At 73.0% G+C, this 24,439-nt stretch carries 24 protein-coding genes; 8 read left to right on the top strand and 16 right to left on the bottom strand.

The features are described 5' to 3' along the window. Positions 1 to 2: 2 nt before the first annotated feature. Positions 3 to 764, bottom strand: a complete 762-nt coding sequence (locus DEJ51_RS32700; protein ID WP_150261228.1) for a PIG-L deacetylase family protein — start codon at positions 762 to 764, stop codon at positions 3 to 5. Between the two features lie 18 nt (positions 765 to 782). On the opposite strand from DEJ51_RS32700, the gene DEJ51_RS32695 reads away from it, so the two are divergent. Then, a complete protein-coding gene (locus DEJ51_RS32695; RefSeq protein WP_150261227.1) occupies positions 783 to 1,601 on the top strand; it encodes an MBL fold metallo-hydrolase in 819 nt (272 codons plus the stop codon). Between the two features lie 33 nt (positions 1,602 to 1,634). On the opposite strand, the gene DEJ51_RS32690 is transcribed toward DEJ51_RS32695, so the two are convergent. The 4 genes from DEJ51_RS32690 to DEJ51_RS32675 form a co-directional block, all read right to left on the bottom strand. Next, positions 1,635 to 3,413 carry a DNRLRE domain-containing protein gene (locus DEJ51_RS32690; protein WP_190620815.1) on the bottom strand — a complete coding sequence of 593 codons (1,779 nt, stop codon included), beginning with the start codon at positions 3,411 to 3,413 and terminating at the stop codon, positions 1,635 to 1,637. A 131-nt stretch (positions 3,414 to 3,544) separates the two neighbouring features. Beyond that, a complete protein-coding gene (locus tag DEJ51_RS32685; protein WP_150261225.1) occupies positions 3,545 to 4,855 on the bottom strand; it encodes an alpha/beta fold hydrolase in 1,311 nt (436 codons plus the stop codon). A 125-nt stretch (positions 4,856 to 4,980) separates the two neighbouring features. Further along, positions 4,981 to 6,066, bottom strand: coding sequence for an S-(hydroxymethyl)mycothiol dehydrogenase (locus DEJ51_RS32680; protein ID WP_150261224.1), 1,086 nt, complete (start codon positions 6,064 to 6,066; stop codon positions 4,981 to 4,983). A gap of 73 nt (positions 6,067 to 6,139) precedes the next feature. Beyond that, on the bottom strand, positions 6,140 to 7,102 hold the full coding sequence (locus DEJ51_RS32675; RefSeq protein ID WP_150261223.1) for a LysR substrate-binding domain-containing protein: 963 nt from the start codon (positions 7,100 to 7,102) through the stop codon (positions 6,140 to 6,142). 71 nt (positions 7,103 to 7,173) lie between these two features. Between DEJ51_RS32675 and DEJ51_RS32670 the strand changes: the two genes are divergently transcribed. Next, a complete protein-coding gene (locus tag DEJ51_RS32670; protein ID WP_150261222.1) occupies positions 7,174 to 8,082 on the top strand; it encodes a dihydrodipicolinate synthase family protein in 909 nt (302 codons plus the stop codon). A gap of 394 nt (positions 8,083 to 8,476) precedes the next feature. After that, a complete protein-coding gene (locus DEJ51_RS32665; RefSeq protein ID WP_150261221.1) occupies positions 8,477 to 9,199 on the top strand; it encodes a transglycosylase SLT domain-containing protein in 723 nt (240 codons plus the stop codon). Between the two features lie 18 nt (positions 9,200 to 9,217). Here DEJ51_RS32665 and DEJ51_RS32660 read toward each other — a convergent pair whose 3' ends face one another. Both DEJ51_RS32660 and DEJ51_RS32655 read right to left on the bottom strand, forming a co-directional pair. Beyond that, on the bottom strand, positions 9,218 to 10,123 hold the full coding sequence (locus DEJ51_RS32660; protein WP_150261220.1) for a phytoene/squalene synthase family protein: 906 nt from the start codon (positions 10,121 to 10,123) through the stop codon (positions 9,218 to 9,220). Positions 10,124 to 10,176: 53 nt separating this feature from the next. Continuing rightward, positions 10,177 to 11,880, bottom strand: coding sequence for a serine/threonine-protein kinase (locus DEJ51_RS32655; protein ID WP_223836079.1), 1,704 nt, complete (start codon positions 11,878 to 11,880; stop codon positions 10,177 to 10,179). A gap of 395 nt (positions 11,881 to 12,275) precedes the next feature. Here DEJ51_RS32655 and DEJ51_RS34790 point away from each other — a divergent pair, with 395 nt between their 5' ends. Continuing rightward, complete coding sequence (locus tag DEJ51_RS34790) at positions 12,276 to 13,103, top strand: excalibur calcium-binding domain-containing protein (RefSeq protein WP_190620813.1); 828 nt, start codon at positions 12,276 to 12,278, stop codon at positions 13,101 to 13,103. Positions 13,104 to 13,219: 116 nt separating this feature from the next. Here DEJ51_RS34790 and rraA read toward each other — a convergent pair whose 3' ends face one another. The 4 genes from rraA to DEJ51_RS32630 form a co-directional block, all read right to left on the bottom strand. Continuing rightward, entirely contained in the window at positions 13,220 to 13,699 is a 480-nt protein-coding gene (gene rraA / locus DEJ51_RS32645) for a ribonuclease E activity regulator RraA (RefSeq protein ID WP_150261219.1), read from the bottom strand. A 90-nt stretch (positions 13,700 to 13,789) separates the two neighbouring features. Further along, positions 13,790 to 14,056: a GlsB/YeaQ/YmgE family stress response membrane protein gene (locus DEJ51_RS32640; RefSeq protein ID WP_150261218.1), complete on the bottom strand. Its 267-nt coding sequence runs from the start codon at positions 14,054 to 14,056 to the stop codon at positions 13,790 to 13,792. 76 nt (positions 14,057 to 14,132) lie between these two features. Continuing rightward, entirely contained in the window at positions 14,133 to 15,032 is a 900-nt protein-coding gene (locus DEJ51_RS32635; RefSeq protein ID WP_223836078.1) for a hypothetical protein, read from the bottom strand. Further along, complete coding sequence (locus tag DEJ51_RS32630) at positions 15,029 to 15,889, bottom strand: phosphatase PAP2 family protein (RefSeq protein ID WP_150261217.1); 861 nt, start codon at positions 15,887 to 15,889, stop codon at positions 15,029 to 15,031. The genes DEJ51_RS32635 and DEJ51_RS32630 overlap by 4 nt, the downstream gene beginning before the upstream one ends. Positions 15,890 to 16,041: 152 nt before the next feature. Between DEJ51_RS32630 and DEJ51_RS32625 the strand changes: the two genes are divergently transcribed. After that, positions 16,042 to 16,674, top strand: a complete 633-nt coding sequence (locus DEJ51_RS32625) for a TetR/AcrR family transcriptional regulator (protein ID WP_150261216.1) — start codon at positions 16,042 to 16,044, stop codon at positions 16,672 to 16,674. Positions 16,675 to 16,833: 159 nt separating this feature from the next. Here DEJ51_RS32625 and DEJ51_RS32620 read toward each other — a convergent pair whose 3' ends face one another. Next, positions 16,834 to 17,376 carry a TerD family protein gene (locus DEJ51_RS32620; RefSeq protein WP_150261215.1) on the bottom strand — a complete coding sequence of 181 codons (543 nt, stop codon included), beginning with the start codon at positions 17,374 to 17,376 and terminating at the stop codon, positions 16,834 to 16,836. 392 nt (positions 17,377 to 17,768) lie between these two features. Between DEJ51_RS32620 and DEJ51_RS32615 the strand changes: the two genes are divergently transcribed. Continuing rightward, the gene (locus DEJ51_RS32615; protein WP_150261214.1) at positions 17,769 to 18,590 is read left to right on the top strand and encodes a glutamate ABC transporter substrate-binding protein; all 822 of its coding nucleotides are present in this window, start codon (positions 17,769 to 17,771) and stop codon (positions 18,588 to 18,590) included. 144 nt (positions 18,591 to 18,734) lie between these two features. Here the strand turns inward: DEJ51_RS32615 and DEJ51_RS32610 are convergent, their stop codons facing one another. Beyond that, on the bottom strand, positions 18,735 to 19,301 hold the full coding sequence (locus DEJ51_RS32610) for a DJ-1/PfpI family protein (RefSeq protein ID WP_150261213.1): 567 nt from the start codon (positions 19,299 to 19,301) through the stop codon (positions 18,735 to 18,737). Between the two features lie 219 nt (positions 19,302 to 19,520). On the opposite strand from DEJ51_RS32610, the gene DEJ51_RS32605 reads away from it, so the two are divergent. Together DEJ51_RS32605 and DEJ51_RS32600 are read left to right on the top strand one after the other, a co-directional pair. Next, on the top strand, positions 19,521 to 20,339 hold the full coding sequence (locus tag DEJ51_RS32605) for an endonuclease I family protein (RefSeq protein ID WP_150261212.1): 819 nt from the start codon (positions 19,521 to 19,523) through the stop codon (positions 20,337 to 20,339). Positions 20,340 to 20,452: 113 nt separating this feature from the next. Then, positions 20,453 to 20,761, top strand: a complete 309-nt coding sequence (locus tag DEJ51_RS32600) for a DUF3040 domain-containing protein (protein WP_150261211.1) — start codon at positions 20,453 to 20,455, stop codon at positions 20,759 to 20,761. 70 nt (positions 20,762 to 20,831) lie between these two features. Here the strand turns inward: DEJ51_RS32600 and DEJ51_RS32595 are convergent, their stop codons facing one another. The 3 genes from DEJ51_RS32595 to DEJ51_RS32585 form a co-directional block, all read right to left on the bottom strand. Continuing rightward, positions 20,832 to 22,460: a beta-N-acetylhexosaminidase gene (locus DEJ51_RS32595; protein ID WP_150262289.1), complete on the bottom strand. Its 1,629-nt coding sequence runs from the start codon at positions 22,458 to 22,460 to the stop codon at positions 20,832 to 20,834. Between the two features lie 62 nt (positions 22,461 to 22,522). Continuing rightward, positions 22,523 to 22,951: a GlcG/HbpS family heme-binding protein gene (locus tag DEJ51_RS32590; RefSeq protein ID WP_150261210.1), complete on the bottom strand. Its 429-nt coding sequence runs from the start codon at positions 22,949 to 22,951 to the stop codon at positions 22,523 to 22,525. Between the two features lie 80 nt (positions 22,952 to 23,031). Then, positions 23,032 to 24,282, bottom strand: a complete 1,251-nt coding sequence (locus DEJ51_RS32585; RefSeq protein WP_150261209.1) for an MFS transporter — start codon at positions 24,280 to 24,282, stop codon at positions 23,032 to 23,034. Positions 24,283 to 24,439: the final 157 nt, after the last annotated feature.

The raw sequence follows: 24,439 nt of genomic DNA, 5'->3' as shown, positions 1-24,439 counted from the left end.
GGTCAGCGGGGGAAGACCTCGAACGTCACGGCCGGACGCCCGCCGAAGCGGGCCGCCGCCTGCTCGGCGTTCCCGGTGAGGAAGGTACGGACGTACTCCTCGGGGTCCTGGTCCGTGAGCACCTCGATGTACGCCTTGTGCTCCAGGAGGGACTTGATCGAACGCTCCAGCCCGGGGCCGGCGTCGACCGCGTGCGTCGCGGTGGCCGAACCGGCCACCGCGACCCAGCGCACGCCGTTCCACGGCTCCAGGCCCTGCTCGATCAGCTCGGGGAAGATCCAGCGGTTCCCGGCGTCACCGGCCGCGTCCAGCACGGCCCGGCCGACGGCCTTGTGGTCGGGGGTGTTCCAGTAGCCGCCGCCCTGCGCTCCGCCCCACGTGTCACGGTGGTTCAGCGTGACGATCAGCTCGGGCCGGTGCCGCCTGATGGCCGCGGCGATGTCCCGGCGCAGGTCGAGGCCGTACTCGACGACGCCGTCGCGGTAGTCGAGGAACTCCACCTCGGACACCCCCACGACCGCGGCGCTCGCCCGCTGCTCCGCCTCGCGCAGCGGGCCGCATTCGGCGGGGGCGATGCTGTCGATGCCCGCCTCGCCGCGTGTGGCGAGGAGGTAGACGAACTCCCGGCCCCCGTCGGTCCAGTGCGCGATGGCCGCGGCGCACCCGTACTCGAGGTCGTCGGGGTGGGCGACCACCGCGAGGGCGCGCGTCCAGTCGCCGGGCATGGGCTGCAAGGCGGGCTGCTGATCAGCTTGTTCGGTCATGTCTCGCACAATAGGCGAATGAACCGACAGGGGCAGGTGGTGGCACTGCTCGACGCCACGGGGAACTTCTTCGAGCCGGCCCGCACGGCCTTCCCGGGGGCGGATGAGGCCGCGTGGGAGCGGGCCCGGAGGCTGGATCCGGGCGCGATCGGGCCGGACGGGACCTGGGTGCTCGACTTCCGGTGCTTCGCGATCGCCCGGCCCGGCGGCCGCTGGGTGCTGGTGGACGCCGGGGTCGGGCCGGCCCAGTCCCCCGCCGCCGCCTGGGCACCGGTGCCGGGACGGCTGCCCGACGCCCTCGCGGAGGCCGGCATCGCCCCGGCCGACGTGGAGGCGGTGGTCCTGACCCATCTTCACGAGGACCACGCGGGCTGGACGTCGGGGACCGGCGGGGCGCCGTTCTTCCCCGCGGCCCGGTACGTCGTCCAGCGGGCGGAGGTGGCCGCACTCGACCGGACGGACCCGGTGTGGGACTGGACGGTGGCGCCCCTGCGGGCGAGCGGGCAGCTGCACGAGGTGGACGGGTCCCACCTGCTGGCCCCCGGCATCACCCTGCTGCCGACGCCCGGGCACACCCCGGGGCACCAGTCGGTGCTGGTGGACCAGGGCGCGGGGGCTCGTGACGTGGTGGTCACCGGGGACGTACTGGTGCACGCGGTGCAGCTGGGCGACCCCACGGTGCCGTACTCCCACGAGCGCGACCGGGTGACCGCCCGGGCCTCGCGCGAGGACCTGCTGGCACGGGCGCGGGAGCGGGGTGCCCTGCTGGCGACCGCGCACCTGACCCGTGCGTTCGTGGAGCCGCCCGCGGAAACGGCGCCGGGCCGACGCCCCTGAAGGGAGGCGCCGGCCCGGCGGGTTGTCCCCCGATCAGCCGACCGGACGCGGGGTCGCGTCGATCCCGGAGGCCGTCGCCCGGAACCAGACGGCCTTGCCGTCCGCGCCGACGGCGGACAGGTCGGCCAGGCCGTCGCGGTCGAAGTCGGCCGCCGAGACGAGCGTCGGGTAGGCCGTCCGGCCGAGGCCCGAGCCGATCTTCACCCGCGGCGCCGAGGCCCAGCTCTTGGGATCGAGCTGACCGGAAGCGCCCTTGGCCCCCTTCACGGCGAACAGGTCGCCCGACGCGTCGTCGCGGACCCACAGGTCGGCGGCGCCGTCACCGTCGGTGTCGCCCGGGACGAGGACCGAGACGGCGTCCCAGCCGCCGTCGCCGACGAGGACCGGGGCGCCGTTCATGTCGAGGTAGCCGGAGCGGCTGCCCTGGTAGGACCAGAGCTTCGCGCCCTGCTTGACCAGCAGGTCGGGCTCGCCGGCTCCGTCGAGGTCACCCGCGTCGACGATGCTCTCGGCGTCGGCCCAGTGGGCGTCGCCGGTCCACGCCGGGTCGTCGTTGACACACCCGGCGTCCGGGTCCGCGACCGGGCAGAAGACGCTCAGCTCGATGCCGTCGTGCGGGCGCACGCTTCCGAGGCCGTTGCCCGGGAGGACGCGGAGCTGCTTCGCCCGGAGCGCGTCGTTGTATTCGAGTACCAGCAGGTCGTTGTAGCCGTCCTCGCCCCAGTCCCCGCCGGCGGCGATCCGGGTTCCCGGGGCGAAGGACGCCCCGCCGTCCACGGGTGCGGCGAAGCTGCCGTCGGCCCGGCCGGCCGAGAAGCGGAGCCTGCCGTCCTGGTCCAGGGTCCACAGATCGCGCAGACCGTCGCCGTTCAGGTCACCGGCGGCGTCGCGGACCCCGCCGGTCCCGAGGGCCCAGAACCGGTACACGGCCTGGTCCGAACGCCGCCCGGCCTTGTCGAGGCTGTACGCGTAGATCGTGTGCGGACCGGAGCCGGTGGGCGTGATCACGACACTGGCGCCCGGCGCCACCGTGATCTCCCGCGGCTCGGAGTCCGACCAGTACACGATCTTCTCCAGGTTCGCGGCGCCGCCGGTACCGAACGTGAACGTGCCCGGCGTACGGGCCTTTCCGGTCCCTGCGGGAACCCCGTTCGAGGCGTCGGGGAACTCGGGGGAACTGATCACCGGAGGCACGGGGCGGCCGATGACGGTCTCGAGCTTCGCGCTCGCCGGCGCGAAGCGCTTCCAGGCCGAGGAATCCGACTCGTTCGCGGCGAACAGGCCCACGGTGACGGAGTCCAGGTTCCTGGCCGCCGCCTCCTTGACCAGCGCCGTCGCGTCGAACTCCAGGTCGCCCGCGGCGCAGCCCTCACGGCCCCTGGCGTCCGTCACCGTGGCCAGTCGGGCGCCCTTGGCGGGCTGACTCTTCCACGTGGTCTTCGCCGAGACGGCGCCGACGCTCCACAGCTCGACCGGCCGGGCCGTGCACGAGGGCGTCCCCGTGTTGGCGATCCGGAAGGTCGCCTTGGTGACCGTGGCGCCCTTGAGCGCGGTGGTGTCCAGCTGGAGGTACGAGCGGAACAGCCCTTGCGCGCCGCCCTCGTTGCCGACGCGCAGGTCGTCGGCGGCGTTCCAGTACGAACGGTTGGGGTTCTTCTTGGACACGCGGGTCCAGGCCTGCGCGCCGACGGGCGTCTCCCCCGCCCCCGCGGCGCTGACGGCAGGGGCGGCGACGGCGGTCGTCGCCGTCCCCACGACCCCGCCGCTCACGGCCAGTCCGCCGGCCAGGGCCAGCGCGACCGCGCTCGACATCCTTCTCACCATGCACGCTCCACACATCGGTCGGTTCCTCGGGTGCGAGCGCCACCCTAACCGTGTGATCAACTCCGGTGGGAACGATTATTCGGTGCCCTGGTCACGTCCCTGACCTGCACGGACATCGCTCAGACCTCGTCGCGGACCAGGGACAGCAGCCGGTCCAGGACGCGGGTGCCGCCGGCGCGGACGCCGTCGTGCTCGAACTCGTCCGTCACCCAGGTGCGCAGGCCCCGGACGGAGCGGGCCGTCTCCAGCGAGTGCGCGGTGTCCACGTACATGTCGTCGTGGTAGACGGCGGCGGCCACGGGCACCTCGTTGGCTGCGAGCCGCGCCGGGTCGTAGAGCGGCTGCCAGCCGGTGCGGGCGGCCAGGAGTTCGGCGGTCTCGCGCAGGGGGGCGAGGAAGGGGTCCGTGGTGAAGTGCCAGGGGTGGATGGTCTCTCCGGTGAAGAGCAGCGGCTCGTCGCCCGCGAGCGCCTTGCCGGCGTCGAAGCGGGGGTGGTCCGCACGCACCCGCTCGGCGGCCCAGGCGGTGGGGGTGGCGGGGTCCTGGGCGTAGATCGCCTCGTGGACCAGCGCGTAGAGGGGGTGCCCGGCGAAGGAGAGCTGGGCGCGGACGCCCTCCAGGAAGGCGTCGGAGAGGGCGGGGCCCGCGGGGGTCGGCACGAAGGCGTCCTCCAGCAGGTAGTGGAGCTGGTGGCTGCCGTCGCCCCCGCCGAGGAGGATGCCGAGGGACTGGAAGCCCTCGACGGTGAGGCGGTGGCCTCCGGGGAGTTCGGCCGGGTGCTCCGCGAGGTGGGCGGCGATCCTGCGGGCGCGCTCGACGTCCATGGGGTACCGGGCGTAGTGGGCCAGGTTCTTGCGCTCGATGCGCGGGTACGCGGCCTGGTACACCTCGTCGGCGGTGGCGTTCAGGGACGGGAGGCCGCCGGTGATCAGGGCGGCGGTCAGGCCTTCGGGCGCGGTCGCGAGGTAGCGGATCGTGCAGAAGCCGCCGAAGCTCTGGCCGAGCACCGTCCAGGGCGCACCCCCGGTGAGGCCGGGGCGGATGGCCTCCGCGTCGCGCACGATGGAGTCGGCGCGGAAGAGGGCGAGGTACTCCGCCTGCTGGGCGGGGGTGCCGCGCAGGGGCAGGGTCTGTCGGTTCACCGGGGTGGAGCGACCGGTTCCGCGCTGGTCGAGGAGCAGTACCCGGTACTCGGTGAGCGCACGGTCCAGCCAGGCCTGGCGGCCGGTGAACCGGCGGGCCCCGAAGCCCGGGCCGCCCTCCAGGTAGAGCAGCCAGGGCAGCGTCCCGGGGTCCTTGCCGGCGGCCACGACCTCGCGGGCGTACAGCTCGATCCGCTCCCCGTCCGGGCGCGCGTGGTCCAGGGGGACGGAGAACCGGTGGTCGGTGACGACCGTGCCGGGCTGGCGGTAGCTGTGTGCGGTGGTCACGGACGGCCCCCAGGGGTACGAGGAGATGAAGGACCGCGCCCCCGGCCGGATGACGGCGGGGGCGCGGGGTGGTGGCCCCCGAGTCTACGGAGGGCCGGGTCCGGCACGGTGGGCCGGACGGGGTGTCAGAACTCGACGACCGAGCGGAGGACCTCGCCGCGCTCCATCCGGGCGAAGGCTTCCTCGACGCCGTCGAGCGGGATGGTCTCGGAGACGAAGGCGTCCAGGTCCAGGCGGCCCTGCAGGTAGAGGTCGATGAGCAGCGGGAAGTCGCGCTCGGGCAGGCAGTCCCCGTACCAGGAGGACTTCAGGGCGCCACCGCGGCCGAAGACGTCCAGGAGCGGGAGTTCGAGCTTCATCTCCGGGGTCGGTACGCCCACCAGGACCACCGTCCCGGCGAGGTCGCGCGCGTAGAAGGCCTGCCGGTAGGTCTCGGGGCGGCCCACGGCGTCGATGACGACGTCCGCGCCGTTGCCGTCGGTGAGGCCCTGGATCGCCTTGACCACGTCGTCCGTGCGCCCGTTGACGGTGTGGGTGGCGCCCAGGCCGCGGGCCCACTCCAGCTTGCGGTCGTCCAGGTCCACCGCGATGATCTTCGAGGCGCCGGCGAGCCGGGCTCCGGCCACGGCGGCGTTGCCCACTCCTCCGCAGCCGATGACGGCGACGGAGTCGCCGCGCCCGACGCTGCCGGTGTTCAGGGCGGCGCCGAGGCCGGCCATCACGCCGCAGCCGAGGAGCCCGGCCGCGGCCGGGGCGGCGGCGGGGTCCACCTTGGTGCACTGGCCGGCCGCGACCAGGGTCTTCTCGGCGAAGGCGCCGATGCCGAGGGCCGGGGAGAGCGGGGTGCCGTCCTCCAGGGTCATGGGCTGGGTGGCGTTGTGCGTGGCGAAGCAGTACCAGGGTCGTCCGCGCTTGCAGGCGCGACAGGTGCCGCACACGGCACGCCAGTTCAGGATCACGAAGTCACCGGGGGCCACGGACGTGACGTCCGGGCCGACCGATTCCACGACTCCGGCGGCCTCGTGGCCGAGCAGGAAGGGGAACTCGTCGTTGATGCCGCCCTCGCGGTAGTGCAGGTCGGTGTGGCAGACCCCGCAGGCCTGCACCCGGACGAGGGCCTCGCCGGGTCCCGGGTCGGGCACGAGGATCGTCGTCGTCTCCACCGGTGCGCCCTTGCTCCGGGCGATGACCCCTCGTACGCGATGTGTCACGTCGTACCCCGCTCTGATCGAATCCGTCTGGATCAACGAACGTACACGGACGGCACGCGGTACGGGAGTTGTGTCACCTTCCGGCGCGCGCACCGGCCAGATCCGGTGGTACGGCGGCCCGAAGTGCCGTGCCGAAGGCCGCCACGGCCGGGTGCGCGGCGGCTCCGCTGCGGTAGGCGAGGTTGGTACGGCGCTCCATGAGCAGGCGGGTCAGGCGTACGGCCGGATCGGCCGGACCCGTGATCCCGAGCTGCGGTACGACGGCCACCCCCTGGCCGGCCGCGACGAGGGCGAGCACGGTGGCGAACTCGTCGACCTGGTGGCGGACCCGCGGGGTGAATCCGGCGGCCTGGCAGGCCCGGACGGTCATGGCATGGCAGAGGGTGCCGGGCGTGGCGGTGATCCACGGCGACCGGGCGTGGGCGCGCAGGACGGCGCCCTGGTCGGATTCCCCGGACGGGACGGGTCCACCGGTCAGGGCCGGGGCCTCGGCGGCGGGTGCGGGTGCCGGTGCGGCCAGATACATCACCTCGCCGTAGAGCGGTTCGGTGGCCAGTCCCGGTTCGGGCTCCGCGGGTACGAAGTCGTACTCGTGCACCAGGGCCACGTCCAGGTCCCCGGCCCGCAGGGCGTGTGCCACCGCCGCCGGGTCCGTCTCCGAGACCATCGGCTCCAGCCCCGGATGGCGCCGGGCGAGGGCGATCAGCGCGGCCGGCACGATGGCCCGGGTGGCGGTGGGGAAGGCGCCGATCCGCAGGGCTCCGGCCAGGCCGCCGCGCGCTTCGGCAAGGTCGGCGGCGGCCTGTTCCAGCCGTTCCAGGACCGCCTCGGCGTGTCCGACGAGGTGCTGGCCGGCCGGGGTGAGGCGGACCCCGCGGCCGGTGCGCTCCAGCAGGGGCAGGCCGACCTCCCGTTCGAGGACGCTGAGCTGTTGGGAGACCGCCGAAGGGCTGAAGGTGAGGGCCTCGGCGACGGCGGCGATGGTGCCGCGGCGGGCGAGTTCGCGCAGCAGGCGCAGGCGTCGTACGTCAAGCATCGGCTCAGCTTACGGGTTGGGTAAGAAATGCGAACTGGATTCGATCCTTTGGACGGGCAAGGCTCTGGGGCATGGCACAGGACATCGCACGGAACCTCCCGTCGCACGGGATCCACGTACCGCTCGTCACCCCCTTCACCCCGGCCGGGAACGTCGCCGTCGAGGCTCTGGAGGCGCTCGCCCACGAGGTGCTCGACGCCGGCGCCGCCGGCCTCGTCGCGCTCGGCACCACCGCGGAGGTGTCGGGTCTCGACGAGGCGGAGCGCGACCTCGTCACCGATGTGTGCGCCCGGGTCTGCGGGGAGCGGGGCGTGCCGCTGGCCGTCGGCGCGGGGGCCGGCGGCACCCGGGCCGCCGGGGCCTCGCTGGCCCGGCTGAGCCGGTGGCCCGAGGTGCGGGCCGCGCTGGTGACCGTGCCGCCGTTCGTCCGGCCCTCGGCCGCCGGGGTGCTGGCCCACTTCGCGCGGCTGGCCGAGGTGAGTCCGGTACCGCTGATCGTCTACCACATCCCCTACCGGACGGGGCAGCCGCTGGACGCGGCCGCGCTACGGGCTCTCGGCGCGCTGCCGGGGGTCGTCGGCGTGAAGTACGCGGGCGGCGGCATCGGCGAGGACGCGGTGGCGCTGCTCGGTGACCCTCCGGCCGGGTTCGAGGTGCTGGCCGGTGACGACGTGTACCTGTCCCCGCTGATGGCACTGGGTGCGGTGGGCGGGATCCTGGCATCGGCGCATCTGGCGACGGACCGGTTCGCGGAGCTCGCCGGGGCCTGGCGGGCGGGCGACGTGCTCCGGGCGCGGCCACTGGGGCACGCGCTGGCCCGGATGTCGGCGGCGGCCTTCGCCGAGCCCAATCCGGCGGTGCTCAAGGGCGTCCTGCACGCCCAGGGGCGGATCCCGACGCCGGACGTCCGCCTGCCGTTGCTGCCGGCCTCGCCGGGGGCGGTGGCGGCCGTGACGGCCGCGCTGGAGCGGCTGGCATGACGCGGACGCGCGCCGTGGCCGAAAGTTCGCCAGAAAGAGTCCTGGATGGGCGATTCGCCGCTTATGGGCGAGTCGACCGAATCAGGCACCCGGAGTGCGGACTTGCCCGTATTGGCCATCCGGTCGGTAAACCGTGATGTGAGCCACACCGGACATCTCAACATCATTTCCGCACGACGGCCGATTCCCTTTTCCCGGAAAGGGAATCGGCTTTTACGCGGATACCCCTTCAAGGTCATTTACCCGGCCGATAGCGAGATGTCGATCTATCGGTGGAATTCGGGTCTTGTTCCCGCGCGGCGGGCTCGCCTACGGTCACCTCGTTCCTGGTGGTCAGCTGCCTGACACGGCCGCCGCCCGGGATCTCCCGTCCCCCCACGTGAGGAATTCCGCCATGCCTGCAAAGGGTAAGCACCGCCGTCCCAAGCACTACCGGATCACCCGCAAGCTGGCTCTCGCCGGTACCGGTGGAGCGGCCCTCACCCTCCCGTTGATCAGTGCGACGACCGCCGGCGCGGCGGAGACGGCCGCCGCCCCCACGACGTATTCCGTGGTCGCGGGCGACACCCTTTCGGAGATCGCGGCGAAGCACTCCGTGAGCGGCGGCTGGCAGCAGCTCTACGCGGCGAACCGGACCGTCGTCGGTGACAACCCGTCGATCATCCGGCCCGGCATCAAGCTGCAGCTCGGCACCCAGCCGTCGACCGAGCGCGCGAGCAGGTCCGCCGCGCGGACCGCCCTCAAGCCCGCCACCGCGCCCGCGGCCAAGCCCGCGGCAAAGCCCGCGACCGCCTATCCGAACAATCTCGACGGATGGATCCGCGAGTCCCTCGCCGTCATGGCCAAGCACGGTATTCCCGGCTCCTACAACGGAATTCACCGCAATGTGATGCGTGAGTCCTCGGGCAATCCGCTCGCGATCAACAACTGGGACATCAACGCCCGGAACGGCATTCCCTCCAAGGGGCTGCTCCAGGTCATCGATCCGACCTTCCGCGCCTACCACGTGCCCGGCACCTCGCAGAACTCCTACGACCCGGTCGCCAACATCACCGCCGCCTGCAACTACGCGGCCGCGCGCTACGGCTCGATCGACAACGTCAACGGGGCCTACTAGGAAACTCCCCGCGCCGGCTCACACCGGACGACGCCGGGCGGCGCGGACGAGGATCCGCAGGGGCGCCGCCAGGCCGTATCCGGTGTCCCGGCGCAGGGCGGTGACGCCCGCCCGTTCCACGGCGGTCAACTGGTGCGCCATCAGCTCCGTCATGGTCGTGACGACGGGACGCAGCCCCGGTTCGGCCAGGCCGAGGATGCCGTGGGCGGCGTCCAGGGCCGTACGGGCGCGCCGGCACTCGGCGGTCAGCAGAGCCCGCACGGCCGGGGTGTCACGGGCCTGCTCCAGGTCGGCCCGGGTCACGGAGTGCTCGTCGAGCCGGGCGCGCGGGATGCAGAGCCGGCCTTCCGCGAGGTCCCCGCGGAGATCGGCCAGGAAGTCCACGCGCTGGGCGGCGTCGACGAACCGCCGCCAGCCCGCCGCCTGTTCCGCTCCGGGACCGCCCTGGTACTGCAGTCCGGCGAAGACCAGCACCCCGGGCCACGCGTAGGCGTCGAGGTAGGCCTGGAAGTCCTCCTCCGCGGCGAACCCGTCGAAGCCCGCCTCGGCGGTGGCGGCGCCCTCCAGGAAGCGGGTGACCCAGTGCGGTGGCAGGCCGCGGGAGTCCACCGCGTGCGCATAGGCCCGCAGGAGGGGGTCGGGGCTGTCCCCGGACTCCAGGGCCGCCGCCACCCGCTCGGACAACGCGGCCAGACCCGCGGCCCGTTGGTGCGGGGTACCGGTTTCGGCGACGTCGTCGACCAGGTTCATGAAGGCGAGGCCCGCGGCCAGGGCGGGCACCAGCGGCGGCGCGGCGAGCAGCCTCAGTGCCAGGTACGGGGCGGGCTCGCGGCGGCGCACCCGGCGCGCGGCGTGGGTGTAGTCGTCGCGCAGCCGGGGGCGGGACACGCCGGCCGCCGTGAGGGTGGTGCGCCAGCTGGGCATGGTGGTCGTGCTCCTGAACCGGTCGGACCGTGGGTGCGCACGGGCGGACGACGTCAGAACTTGGTGGCCTTCCTGACCTTGCCGTCGATACCCGCGAGCAGATAGCCGCCTCGACCGTACTCGTCGGTGATGTAGGGCCGCATGGCGGGGACCTGATCCATCATCCAGGGATCGATGATCACATAGGTCGAGGTCGGCTTCTCGATGCCGAACTCCTTCTTGGACTGCTCCAGCAGACCGGGCACCGCGTCCCAGTTGACGGTCGCCATGTCGATGAGCGGCTCACCCTCCTCCACCGTGCCGTCCGGGCCCGTGCGCTTGGCGGCGCCGTCACGGTACTGCCAGGCGTCGACGGTGTCGGCGCCGGGGGCGGTGGGGATCGAGGCGAGGACGTAGCCCTCGTAGACCGTGAGGTCCACGAAGGTGGTGGTGCCGGTCTTCTCCTTGAGCGCGTCCAGGGCGATCCGGATGTTCTGCGGGGTGAGCATGCTGCCGCGGGCGGCCGTGCCGGCCTTGGACGCACTCGCCTTCGCACCGGGGGTGGATGCCGGGGTGCCGCCCGGAGTGGCGACGGCGGGACTGCTGGCACGGGAGTCGGCCACGTCCTTGTCCCCGGAGTTCCCGTCGGGCATCCACCGGACGATCCCGACGACCGCGGCGGCCAGCACGACCGCGAGCGCGGCACCGATCAGGACCGGGCGCCGGCGCGCAGCGGGCCCCAGCGGGACGGGCGTGGTGGGAGCCGCGTAGGGGGAGGCGCCCTGGCCGAACGGCGGCGGGGTGGGCGGCCCGTACGGTCCGCCGTACGGGCCGTACTGACCCGGGGCGACGGGCGTGGCCGCCGCAGCGGGTACGGCCGGTGCGGAGACGGCCGGCGGGGCGGCCGCGCCCGCACCGTAGCCGGATCCGAGAGCGGCGCTCGCGTCCCGGAGCAGCTGTTCCAGCTGCTCCCCGTCGGGCCGCGCGGCCGGGTCCCGTACGAGCAGCCGCTCCAGTACGGGCGCCAGCGGGCCGGAGCGCACGGGTGCCGGGATCGGCTCGTCGAGCACCGCGACGACCGTGGCCAGGCTGGTGGCCCGGCGCAGCGGGTGGACCCCCTCCGCCGCGACGTAGAGCAGCATGCCCAGCGACCACAGGTCGGAGGCGGCCAGCCCCTCCTCCCCGCGAACGCGCTCGGGTGCGATGTACTCGGGCGAGCCGATCAGCACCCCGGTCGACGTGAGGGCGGTCGAGTCGCTCAGCGCCGCGATCCCGAAGTCGGTGAGCACCGCCGACCCGCTGGGCCGCAGCAGCACGTTGGCCGGCTTCACGTCGCGGTGGAGCACTCCCTCGGCGTGGGCGGCGCGCAGCGCGGAGAGCACGTCGAGGCCGAGGCGCGCCACCTCGGCGGGCGGCATGGGGCCGGACTCCAGGCGGTCGTGCAGGGAGCCGCCCCGGACCATCTCCATGACGATCCACGGGTGGCCGTCCGCGCCCTCGGGCGGTTCGACGATGTGGTGGATCGTCACCACGTGCGGGTGGGCCAGGCGGGCGAGGGCGCGGGCCTCGCGGACGGCCCGTTCGCGCATCTGGTCGGCGAGACCGGGCTGGGCCGCGGCGGTCGCCGGGTCCGGCGGGCGCACCTCCTTGAGCGCGACCTCGCGGTGCAGGGCGATGTCGCGGGCGCGCCACACCGTGCCCATGCCCCCGCTGCCCAGGGGGGCGACCAGCTCGAAACGGCCGTCGATCAGCTGTCTGCCGGCCTCACTCGTATCCATGGCCGCTCATCGTAGGGGGCGGCGTGACCGGCGGCGCAGGCGGTCCACCGTCAGCGTGCCCCGGACGGTGGCCGCCGTCCGCTCGGCACAGCCGCCGGGTGCGGCGGACCCGTACCACCGGGAGCGGGTGGAGGCTCCCGGCGACCGCGGGCCGGTGCGGAGCCGCACCGAATTCCACGGAATCCGGTGGCTGTTGGCGCGATCCGCTGAGATGGTGTGACCGGGTGGCGTCTCTCCCGGTCGCCCGCCCGCGGCGGTGACGCCGACGGATTCAGCAGGGGCGGATCCAGCGGTGGGCGACTCCGGCATTCCCACATCCCGTATCTCTCGGTACACGATTCGATCTCTTGTGTAATCTCGGCGCGATACGACGTGGATTGCCAGAAAGGCATCTTGTGACCTACTCGCCGCCGTACCCCTACCCGCCCGCGCCCGCGCCCGTCCGTCGCTGGTGGCAGCATCCCGCCCTCGTCATCGCGGCCCTGATAGTCCTGCCGCCGGTCGGCATAGCCCTGGTGTGGGCGGCCTCGGGCTGGAGTCAGGGCAAGAAGATCCTCGCCACCGTCCTCGCGGGCCTGTGGTTCATCAGCCCGTTCCTCGGCGACGGCGACGCGGCCAAGAAGGGCGGCGAGGACGCCAAGGCGGCCGTGGCGGCACCGTCCTCCGTTCCGGGCGCCGCGTCGAACCCCACGCCGGCCGCCAGCACCTCCCCCACCGCCGCCGCAGCCGCTTCGATGCCGAACGTCGTCGGCACCTCCTATGGCGACGCCATGGCTGCTCTCAAGACCGCGGGGATCGGCGAGGCCGCCGTCACGCTCGACGACGTCTACCTCGACATCGACGCCCCCACCCACGCCAAGGCCGCCGCGGACGGCGACTGGAAGGTCTGCTTCCAGAGCCCTGACAAGGGCGGAGCCCTCCCGGCGGGCGCCAAGGTCCGCCTCGACCTGGGGCAGTGGTCGGAGGCCAGCATCGTGAAGCAGTGCCCGGCCGCCAAGGGCACCACGTACCAGATCCCTGCGAACGATCCCGATCAGAAGAAGCCCAGCCCCACGAAGGAATCCTCTTCCACGGGCGGCTCGTCCGGCACCGGCGGGGGCGGCAGCGTCTACTACAAGAACTGCGCCGCGGCCAAGGCCGCCGGTGCTGCGCCGGTCCGTCGCGGGGACCCGGGCTACGGCAAGCACCTCGACAAGGACGGTGACGGGACCGCCTGCGAGTAGCCGCACGACGCGAAGCCCCCGCCACCCGGCGTGATCCGGATGGCGGGGGCTTTCGTGTACCGGGTTCGTGTACCTGGGGCGGCGGTGCGCGCCGGCCGAGTGGTCCGGGCCGGCCGTCAGCGGGGCAGGACCACCACGCCGTCGTCGTCCGCGTGGACGGTGTCACCGGCGTGGAAGGTGACGTCGCCGATGGTGACGGGCTCGTCGACCGCGCCGTCGCCGGTCTTGCCGCTCTTGCGGGGGACGGTGCCGAGCGCCTTGACGCCGAGGTCGAGCCCGGCGAGGGCGACGCTGTCGCGGACCGAGCCGTTGACGATCAGCCCGGCCCAGCCGTTGGCCTCGGCCGCACCCGCGATGAGGTCGCCGACGAGGGCGGTACGCGGCGAGCCGCCGCCGTCCACGACGAGGACCGCGCCCTCGCCCGGCGTGTGGAGGAGGGTGCGCAGCAGTGCGTTGTCCTCGTGGCAGCGCACGGTCCGTACGGGCCCGGCGAAGAGCCGGCGGCCGCCGAACTGGCGGAACCCGGTCGTGCAGATGGCCAGGGACTCGCCGTACTCGTCGTACAGGTCGGCTGTGGGGACGGGGGTGATACTCATCCGGCTACCGGTTTCCTCGCTGCTCGGGCTCGTACGTCGCGGTGGTGCGGCCAGCCTAGTCGGCGGCCGGCACACACCGGGCGGGCCGGGTCAGTTGCGGGAGTTGCCGAACAGGATGCGGTAGCCGATCAGCAGGACCAGGGAGCCCGCGATGGCGGAGCCCCAGGTGGCGAGGTCGAAGAACTCGGTCTGGACGGGCCTGTCGAGGAACTTCGCCGACAGCCAGCCACCGGTGAAGGCGCCGGCGACGCCGATGAGGGTGGTCCCGATCAGGCCGCCGGGATCCCGGCCCGGGAGCAGGACCTTGGCGATGCCCCCGGCCAGCAGTCCCAGGATGATCCAGCTGACGATCCCCATGTCCAGTCACTCCGCTTCGGTCGTTCGGGCGTTCTCCCGGAAGGACGCGGCCGGGCGCGGATCGGTTCTCCTGCGCTCAGACCGCCACACGGCCGACCGGCACGGGGAGTTCGGCGCCCGGTACAGGGCCGCCGCCCGGAGTGCCCGCACCGGCACCGGCGGAGGGCGCCCGGGTGAGCAGGACCACCCCGCGCGCCGCCAGGAGGGCCCCGGCGCCGGCCAGCAGCAGCCCAGGCACCCCGCCCTGCAGCCGTTCGCCGAGCAGGACCATGCCGATGGCGGCCGCGGCCAGCGGGTTGGCGAGGTTCACGACGGCCAGCGGGGCGCCGAGCCCCCCACGGTAGGCCCGCTGCGACAGGAGCATCCCGCCGACGGCGAACACCATGACGAGCAGGGCCACGGAGACGACCCGGACGCTGAGCAGGGCTCCGCCGCGGCCCGCCGCCACGGCCACCGTCTGGGTCAGGGCGGAGGCCGCCGCAGAGGCCAGCCCGGAGGCGGTCGCGTGGCGCAGGCCCGAGCGCGGGTCCTTCTCCGCGGTCAGCATCAGGATCACGGCGACGGTCGCGCCGGATACGGCCAGCGCCTCGATCAGCGTGAGGGTGTCGTCGGGGGCGGGCCCGGAAGCCGGGAGCAGCAGCAGGCCGAGCCCGGCGACGGTGGCCAGGGTGCCCCGCCATTCGGTGGCCGCCACCCTGCGGCCGGACCGGCGCGCCCCGAGCGGGACGGCGGCCACCAGGGTGAGCGCGCCGAGCGGCTGCACCAGGGTGAGGGGGCCGTACCGCAGGGCCGCCGCGTGCAGCAGCGCGGCGGCGGCGTTCAGCCCGGCCGACCACCACCAGGCCCCGGAGCCCAGCAGGGCCTTGGCGGTGCGTGCGACGGCGGCCCGGGCGAGCCGTTCCTGGGCGACGGCGGCGGCCGCGTAGGCGACGGCCGAGGCCAGGCAGAGCGCGACGGCGAGGGCGGTGTCGTTCACTGTCCTGCTCCTACGGCCACGTCCGCGCTCCGCGGGCGCGGCAGGCCCCGTACGGGGAGGTCCTGGCCGGACTCCGAGGTCGGCCCCGGGTCCGATCCCGTGTCCCGGTCCGGATCCGCATCCGGCCTGCTCGTCCTCGGCTTGGGGACGAGCAGCAGGGCCGCCCCCAGCAGGACGGCCGCCACGACGGCGTCGAGCCAGTAGTGGTTGGCGGTGCCGACTATCACGAGCAGGGTCACCAGCGGGTGCAGCAGCCACAGGAAGCGCCACCGCGAGGAGGTGGCGGCGATCATGCCGACGGAGAGCATCAGCGCCCATCCGAAGTGCAGCGAGGGCATGGCGGCGAACTGGTTCGCCAGGGTGTCCTCGGCCGGGGTGGCCTTGTAGACGGCGGGTCCGTAGACCTGTGCGGTGTCGATGAGCCGCGCGGCGTCGAGCAGTCGCGGGGGCGCGAGGGGGAAGGCCAGGTGCAGGGCGAGAGCGGCTCCGGTGAGTCCGGCGAGTACGCGGCGCGTCCACAGGTAGTGGGCGGGGCGCCGGATGTAGAGCCAGATCAGGAAGAGCGCGGTCGCGGGGAAGTGGACGCCCGCGTAGTAGGTGTTCGCGGTGGTGACGAGGGCCTCGCCGTGCAGCAGCAGCCGCTGGATCGCGCCCTCGCCGGGCAGGTGCAGGAAACGCTCCGCGTCCCATATGCGCGCCGCGTTGCGGAAGGCGTCCTCGGTGCGGTCGGTCGAGAGCAGCCGGCCCGCCTTGTAGACGGTGAAGAAGCTCACGACGAGCAGCAGTTCGCGTATGAGGCGGCGGCGCGCGGCTCTCGGTCCGGCTGCCGTTCCGGCAGGTGTGGTGTGGGAGCTCATCCCCCGGTCTCTCTTCCTGTTGCGCGCACAGCGACACGCCAGTGTATCGATACATTGGCGTATCGATACGCTGGTGTACCGATACGGTCGCGTTCCCGTACACTTCCGTAGTGGAACCTGCCGCCGAGGCGCCCCCGAGGAGAGCCGCATCCATGACGTCCGTGCCGTCCCCCGCGCGCCGCTCCAAGATCACCCCGGAGCGTGAGCAGGAGTTCTACGACGCCGTCCTGGAGCAGCTGCGCGAGCACGGCTACGAGGCCCTGACCATGGAGGGCGTCGCGGCCCGCGCCAGCTGCGGCAAGTCGACGCTCTACCGGCAGTGGAAGACCAAGCCCCGGCTCGTCGCCGCCGCCCTGCGCGCGGGGCGGCGCGGGACCCTCGTCGCCGTGGACACCGGGTCACTCGCCGGCGATCTGCGCGAGGCGGCCCGGATCGCGGCGGGGACCTCCGGCCGGGACACCCGGCTGACCCAGGCCCTCGGGCACGCCGTGCTCAGTGACGAGGAACTCCAGGCCGCCCTGCGCGAGGCGCTCGTCGAGCCGGAGCTGGCCGCCTTCGACGAGATGGTCGGACGCGCCGTGGCGCGCGGCGAGATCGCCGCGGACCATCCGGCCGTGGAGTTCCTGCCCGCCCAGCTGATGGGCGTGCTCCGGATCCGGCCGGTACTGGAGGGGCGGTACGCGGACGCCGACTACCTCGTCCGGTTCGTGGACGCCGTGATGCTCCCGTCCCTGGGCCTCACGCCTTCCGGCCCCACCGGCACCCCGGCCGGCCAGGCCCCCTGAACCGGCGGGCCGCCGCCTCGATGACCTGACGGCGACCCGCCCGCGCTGCCTCGTGGGGACGGCGGCAGCGCGCCACCCGGACCGGGTGGCGGCCACTCACCCCAGGAGTGGCCGCCACCCGGTCCGCGCGGTTTTCGACCCCGGACCGGACGGCCGGTCTCAGCGGAGGGCGCCCATGGTCCGGGCGAACGCCTCCGGGTCGCCTTCGAAGCCGTGCAGCCGCAGGTCGAAGGACCATGCGCCCGAGGCGTCACGGGTGAACTCGGCGACGGTGGCCGCGGTGGCGGCGGCGACGGCCGCGAAGTCTCCCTGGGCGAGGTCGGTGTGCCCCTCGCGGATCCGGAAGCCGGTCCCGCCGATGTCGGCGAAGGTCTTCGGCCGGCCCGCGGGGCCGGCGCCGTTGTCCTGGATGACCACGCCGACCACCACCCGGCTCGACTCCGGCGCCATCCGGTGCAGCTCGATGGTCATCACCTCGTCGAAGCCGAAGCCCTGCCCGGTGTGGCTGTCCCGGTTCAAGGTGATGGTTCCGTCGGGCGACCGGCTGCCGAAGTGCACGAGCTGGACGGGCGTCCCGTGGAGGTCCGCGGCGCCGTAGACCGCGGCGACCACGTCGAGGTCGTTCGCGGGCGCGCCCGCCGGGCTGGGGTCCCACCGCAGCGCGAACTCCACTTTGGCCAGACCCTTGCGTACACCGGTCACCGAACTCCCCCTTCGTTCACGGGCATTGCGCGTCCATGATCCCACGAGCCCCCGGCCCGCCCCGAACGATCATACGTTTTCGGCCATTTCGGCCCGTTCAGCCGATTCAGCCGGTAACGCCGATTCGCCCCCGGCCGGCTCCGCGCCGCCCCGCAACCCGTGGGCCGCCTTTATCGCGCCCGCCCCTTTCCCCGTTCCGACCTGCGCCAACCGCACGATCTACGACTGACCGGATCGTTATCCTCAAGTTTTGCTCAAATCTAGTGACGGTAAGCCATTCCGCTTCCTAGCTTCCTCGTACACGCGTCCCCACGTCCCCACATTCGCGCGGTTCCACACGCCCCCGGCGATCCCGGGTGACGCGTCCCGCGTTCCCCAGGAAAGAGTGCAGCATGAAGGTTCCCCAGGCCGGTGCGGTCGCCGCAGTGATCGCGATCGCCCTGACCGCCTCCGGGTGCAGCGTCTTCGACGATGGGGACCAGGGGGACGGGACCCTCTCCATCGGCATCAAGTTCGACCAGCCTGGCATAGGCATGCGGGAGACCGACGGCACTTTCTCCGGATTCGACGTCGACGTGGCCACCTACGTGGCCAAGGAACTCGGCTACAAGCCGGACAAGATCGAATTCAAGCAGGTCTACAGCAACGACCGCGAACTGCTGATCCAGTACAACGAGGTCAAGTTCGTCGTCGCGAGCTATTCGATCAACGAGAAGCGCAAGGAGAAGGTCGACTTCGCCGGCCCGTATTTCGTCGCGCACCAGGACCTGATGACCCGCGCCAACGACGCCTCGATCACCAAGGCCGAGGACCTGAACACGAAGAGCCTGTGCTCGGTCAGCGGCTCCACCTCGGCCGAGAACCTCCGCAAGAACCTCGCCCCCAAGGCGGGCCTGCTGGAGATGGGCGGCTACGCGGACTGCGTCGTCGCGCTCCAGGAGAGCCGGGTCGACGCCATGACCACCGACAACTCCATCCTGGCCGGGTACGCCGCCCGGAAGGGCAACGAGGGCAAGTTCAAGCTGCTCGGCCAGACGCTGAGCAACGAGAACTACGGCATCGGCGTCAAGAAGGGCAACAAGGACCTCCAGCGCAAGATCAACGACGCGCTGAAGAAGATGGTCGCGGACGGCTCCTGGGAGGCGGCCGTGAAGAAGAACTTCGGCGCCAACTACAAGTACGAGCCCGCTCCGGCGATCACCCCCGTGAGCTGACGCCCGGAGCGGCAGCAGCGGCCGCGCCGACCCCGGGGCGCGGCGCGCTCGCGTCCCGCCCGCTCCCGGCACCGCCCGCACGTCCCGGCGGCCGTGGCCCCCTCGCCCGGGGCCACGGCCGCCCGTGCGATCCGCGGTCCCCGCTCAGGCCACCGGGGCCTTGGCGCGCAGCACCGTCAGGAACTCCCGCATCCAGCGCGAGTGGTCCGGCCAGGCCCGGGCCGAGACCAGGGTGCCGTCGACCACGGTCTCGGAGTCCTCGAACTCGGCGCCGGCCGCCTTCATGTCCAGTTCCAGCGCCGGGTACGCGGTCACCCGCCGGCCGCCCAGGCCCCCGGCCGCGGCCGTGATCAGCGGACCGTGGCAGATCTGGGCGATCGGCTTGTCGGACTGCGCGAAGGCGGCCAGGATCCGGCGCACCTCGGGGTCGTTGCGCAGGTACTCGGGCGCCCGGCCACCGGGGACGACCAGGGCCGCGTACTCCTCGGTGACGACGTCCGCGAAGGCCAGGTCGGCCGGCCAGGTGTAGCCGGGCTTCTCGGTGTAGGTGTCGAAGCCCTCCTCGAAGTCGTGGACCACGAACCGCAGTTTCTTCACCTGCGGCGCCGCGATGTGGACCTCGTACCCCTCCTCGCGCAGGCGCTGGTACGGATACAGGACCTCCAGCGACTCGGCCGCGTCGCCGGTCACGATGAGGATCTTCACTGCCACGGGGTCCTCCGGTTCGGGCTGGTCATCGTCCCTCCGGCCCCATCGGGGCCACCGCTACCCTGCCCGCGGCGCGCGACCCGCACACACACGAAGATCCCCCACTCCCGACACGTGGTCTTCACCTGTTCGGCACATGACAATGTGACCCTCGCTCTGCCACTGACACTCCGCCAAATCCCCGGGCGGGGACGGTGCGTATGGAGAGGTACCCCCCACCCGATGAGAATCTCGCGCCTGACCCCCTGGGCGGCCGGCCTCGCTGCCGCCGCCCTGTTCGCCGTCCCGGCGGCCGCGGCCGCCGGCCAGCAGGGCCCGACCGCGACGGAGAATCCTTCCGCCGCGGCGGCGGACCCGTACGCGGACTACTACGCGAACGCCCAGGGCAAGACCGGGCCCGCCCTGAAGACCGCCCTGCACGACATCATCAAGAACCAGTCCAAGGTGACCTACGACGGCGTGTGGAACGCCCTGAAGGTGACCGACCAGGACCCGGCCAACCCGAACAACGTCATCCTCGTCTACTCGGGCCGCTCCCAGTCCAAGGCGACGAACGGCGGCGGCGTCAACGACTGGAACCGCGAGCACGTCTGGGCCAAGAGCCACGGCGACTTCGGCACCGCCACCGGCCCGGGCACCGACCTGCACCACCTGCGCCCCGAGGACGTCACCGTCAACAGCACCCGGGGCAACAAGGACTTCGACAAGGGCGGCAGCCCGGTCGCCGAGGCGCCGGGCAGCCTGACCGACGCCGACTCCTTCGAGCCGCGTGACGCCGTCAAGGGCGACGTGGCACGGATGCTGCTGTACATGGCCGTCCGCTACGACGGTGGTGACGGCTTCGCGAACCTGGAGCTGAACGACAACGTCAACAACGGTTCCGCACCGCTCTTCGGCCGGATCAGCCTGCTGAAGCAGTGGAACCAGATGGACCCGCCGGACGCCTTCGAGCAGCGCCGGAACCAGGTCATATTCGACCAGTTCCAGCACAACCGCAACCCGTTCATCGACCACCCGGAGTGGGTCAACTCCATCTGGTGACCAGGTCCGCCGTCACGGCGTCCTCCGGGGGTTGGGCCGCGTCAGGCAGGGTATTCCCCGGCCAGAGGCTGCGACCCGCGCCCGACGGCAGCAGCCGGCGGAGGTACGCCGTGATGGATGGAGCCGGACTCTCCGACAGCGAGCAGCGCGCCCTCTCCGCGATCGAGGCCGAACTGAAGGCCGACCGTTCCCTCGACCGGATCCTGCGCTCCACCTCGCACCGGCGTCAGCGCACCGTGGCCGCCTGGCTGCTCGGTGTGGCGGCGGCGGTGCTGTTCGTGGCGGCCTCGGTCACCGTCTCCCGGATCCTGATCTGGGTCTTCGCCGCCGTCTGGACCTCGGCGGTGATCCTGGCGCTGCCACTGGCCGGCCAGTGGCTCGGGCGTCGCCGGCAGCGCGCCGGCGGTACGGGGCGGCTGTAGGGCCGGCCCCGGCAGCCTGCGCGGCGGCCGGAGACCGGGATCCGGGATCCGGGATCCCGGACCGGGCCGTTCAGAGCCGGTCGGCGAGGGCCTTGAAGTCGGACCACGGCAGCTGGGGCGTGCGCGCGTCCCACACCTTCTGGGAGAGCGCGGCCAGCGGGGCCTGGATGCCCGCGGCCACCTGGGCCTGGGTCTGGGCACCTGACAGGTCGCTCCAGACCGCCAGACGGCCACCCAGGATCTGCGGCCCGTACGAGGCCGGGACGGGGGTCGTGCCGCGCAGGACCAGCGGGGTCCACTGCTCGTAGATCCGCTTCCCCGTCGGATACGTGAACTGGTTGGGCTCCCCCAGCACGTAGTAGAGGAACTCGTCGTTGAGGTTGACGAGCTTGCGGCCCTCGCGCAGGTACTCCAGCGGCGGCCGGGCACCGTTCTCCTTGCCCGTCCAGTACTCGACCTGGATGTCCTTCGCCGCGCTCGTGACCCCGCCCGCGAAGAACCCGTCGTTCCACGCCTTGAGCGCCTTCCCCGACGGCCGGACCACGTCGGCGCGGTCGTTCAGCCAGCCCGTCGCCAGGTCCTGGACCCGCGCCGAGGGCCCGTACCGCTGCTGGGCTGCGCGGGCGAGCTGGGGGAAGGACGCCTGCGGGTCGCGGTAGACCAGCGCCTGGTACTCGTCGGCGCCCAGGTGCCAGGCTCCGCCGGGGAACAGCGGAAGGAACTCGCGCAGCAGCTCGTCCACCAGCTTGGCGGAGGCGGGGTTGGATATGTCCACGGCGCCCTTGACCGCCCGCCCCTGCGTGTCGCGCAGCTGCAGGTCGGGGTGGGCGCGCAGGACCGCGCCGAGGTGGCCGGGCGAGTCGATCTCGGGGACCACCGTGATGTGCAGCCGGGAGGCGAGCGCGTTGATCTCGCGTACCTGGGCCTTGGTGAGGTGCGGGGTCGAGACGATCTCGGGGTGCGTGTCGGACTGGATGCGGAAGGCCTGGTCGTCGGAGAAGTGCAGGCCGAGCTGGTTGAGCTTGAGGTCGGCCATCTCGCGCAGCCGGTCCTCGATCCAGTCGGCGGTGAAGGGCTTGCGGGCTATGTCGAGGTTGAGGCCGCGCTGTGGCTTCGCGGGGGCGTCGCGCACGGTGCCCTCGGGGGCCGAGCCCGCGCTCTTGACCGCCTGCTTGAGGGTGCGGGTGCCGTAGAAGACCCCGGCCTGGTCGGGGCCGTTGATGCGGACGCGGCCGTCCTTGACGTCCATGGTGTACGACTCGGGCCCTCCCGCGGCCCCCGCGTCCAGGGACAGCTCCACGTCGCCGGAGCGCGGCGCCGCCGACGCCCCGTACCCGATGCCCAGTTCACCGGCGAGCAGCTTGGCCTCGTCGGCGAGCGCGGCGCTGTCGTCCGGGGCCACGACCACACGGGCCTCGGGCGCGGGCTTCCAGCCGGGGCCCCGGGCGGGCACGTGCTCCCGTACCGCCGGGATCGTGCGGGGGGCGGTCGACAGGGGGTAGGACGGGGTGGGTGTGGGGGTGGGGGCGGCTTCGGCCGGGCGCGCCGCCGTCGCGGAGGCGGCGGAGGAGTCCGCGGGGCCGCGGGCGCTCGCCTCGTCCGAGGCGGCCGTGCAGCCCGGGAGGGCAAGGGTGACCAGCGCGGCGACCGTTGCCGTCGCGATGGTGTGGACCCTCTTGTGCCGTCTCGGTGTGCTCATCATGTGCCCGTGTCCCCCGTACCAACGTGGCACGGGGGACACGGGCGCGCGACCCGGCGGTCTCAGACGAGGGCGTCCAGTGCGGCGGCGGCGAAACCGTGGTCCTGCTCGGGGGCGCCGCCGCCGACTCCGATGGCACCGACGAGGCGGCCGTCGCGGTGGACGGGGAGCCCGCCCGCGATGAACAGCAGGGGCCGGTCGAGGGCCGTGGGCAGGGTGTGGAAGGGGCCGTCGGGCCGGACGGCTTCGACGAGGTCGGCGGTGGGCGCGTTCAGCTGGAGGGCGGTGTAGGCCTTGCGGGTGCTGGTCTCGCCGGAGATCAGTACGGCGCGGTCGTCGCGGCGGAAGGCGAGCAGGTGGCCGCCCGCGTCGAGGACGGTGACGCTGACCGTGATCCCGGCCGCCTCGGCGGCGGCCTTGGCGGTGGCGACGAGCAGCTCGGCGTCCTCGGTGGTGAGGGGGGCGACGGCGGTGCGGGTGGGGGTGGACATGCGGTGCTTCTCCTTGCGGGCGGGGTACGTACGCGGCTGCGTGCGTACGGGGGTGCGTGCGTACGGGGGAACGGGGTGGCTCAGTGGTGGGCGGGCACGGCCCCGGCCGCCTCGCGCGTGCCGGACGTGCCGGACGTCGCGGCCGTCGCGGCCGTGGGCAGGGATCCACGGGCCACGCGCCGCGTCGTACGGCGTTCCAGCGCGCCGGACACGAGGGCGAGCACCAGGGCGGATCCGGCCAGTGCCGCGCCGACCCAGTTGGGGGCGGTCAGACCGAGCCCGGCGGCGATCACCAGCCCGCCGAGCCAGGCGGCGAGGGCGTTGCCGAGGTTGAAGGCGCCGATGTTGACGGCCGAGGCCAGGGTGGGCGCGCCGGCGGCCTGGTCCAGGACGCGCTTCTGGAGCGGTGGCACGGTGGCGAAGCCGAGGGCGCCGATCAGCACGAGGGTGACGGCCGCGCCGGCCTTGGTGTGGGCGGTGAAGGTGAAGACGGCGAGGGTGACGGCCAGGGCGCCCAGGGCCACGTACAGCATCGGCATCAGCGCGCGGTCGGCGTAGCGGCCGCCGACGAGGTTGCCGCCGACCATGCCCAGGCCGAAGAGGACGAGGAGCCAGGTGACGGAGGAGTCGGCGAAGCCGGCGACGCCGGTCATCATCGGCGTGATGTAGGTGATCGCGGCGAAGACACCGCCGAAGCCGAGGACGGTCATCGCCATGGCGAGCAGGACCTGGACGTTGCGGAAGGCGGCGAGCTCGCGGCGGATCCGTACCCCGCCCTCGGGCCGGGGCAGCTCGGGTACCAGGCGGGCGATGCCCAGCAGGCCCACGACGCCGAGCGCGGCGACGATCAGGAAGGTGACGCGCCAGCCGAGGGTCTGGCCGACGAACGTGCCGAGCGGGACGCCGACGACGTTGGCGACCGTCAGTCCGGTGAACATCATGGCGATCGCACCGGCCTTCTTCTCGGGGGCGACGAGTCCGGCGGCGACGACCGCGCCGATGCCGAAGAAGGCGCCGTGGGCGAGCGAGGCGACGACGCGGCCGGCCAGCATGACGCCGAAGGCGGGGGCGAGGGCGGAGAGCACGTTGCCCGCGATGAACAGGCCCATGAGCAGCATCAGCATGCGCTTGCGGGGAATGCGGGTGCCGAGCACGGTCATCAGGGGTGCGCCGAGGACGACGCCGAGGGCGTAGCCGGTGACCAGGAAGCCCGCGGTGGGGATCGAGACCCCGTACGTGCCGGCGACCTCGGGGAGCAGGCCCATGATCACGAATTCGGTGGTGCCGATCCCGAAGGCCCCGACGGCGAGGGCGAGGAGTGCGAGAGGCATGGGGAGGTGTCCTTCAGGGGAGGGGGTGGTGCGGGTGCGCGGGGCGACGGCGTGATCGCGGCCGGGAACGGCCGGGAACGGCCGGAGTGATCGCGGGCGGGCGCCGGGCGGGGCGGCGATTCATGCGGTCGCCACTTGCATGCGTCTACATTAATTG

Origin of the sequence: Streptomyces venezuelae, assembly GCF_008642275.1 — a bacterium.
Taxonomy (GTDB): Bacteria; Actinomycetota; Actinomycetes; order Streptomycetales; family Streptomycetaceae; genus Streptomyces; species Streptomyces venezuelae_E.
Note: the sequence above shows the minus strand (reverse complement) of the source record. Positions and strands in the feature narration are given on the sequence as shown.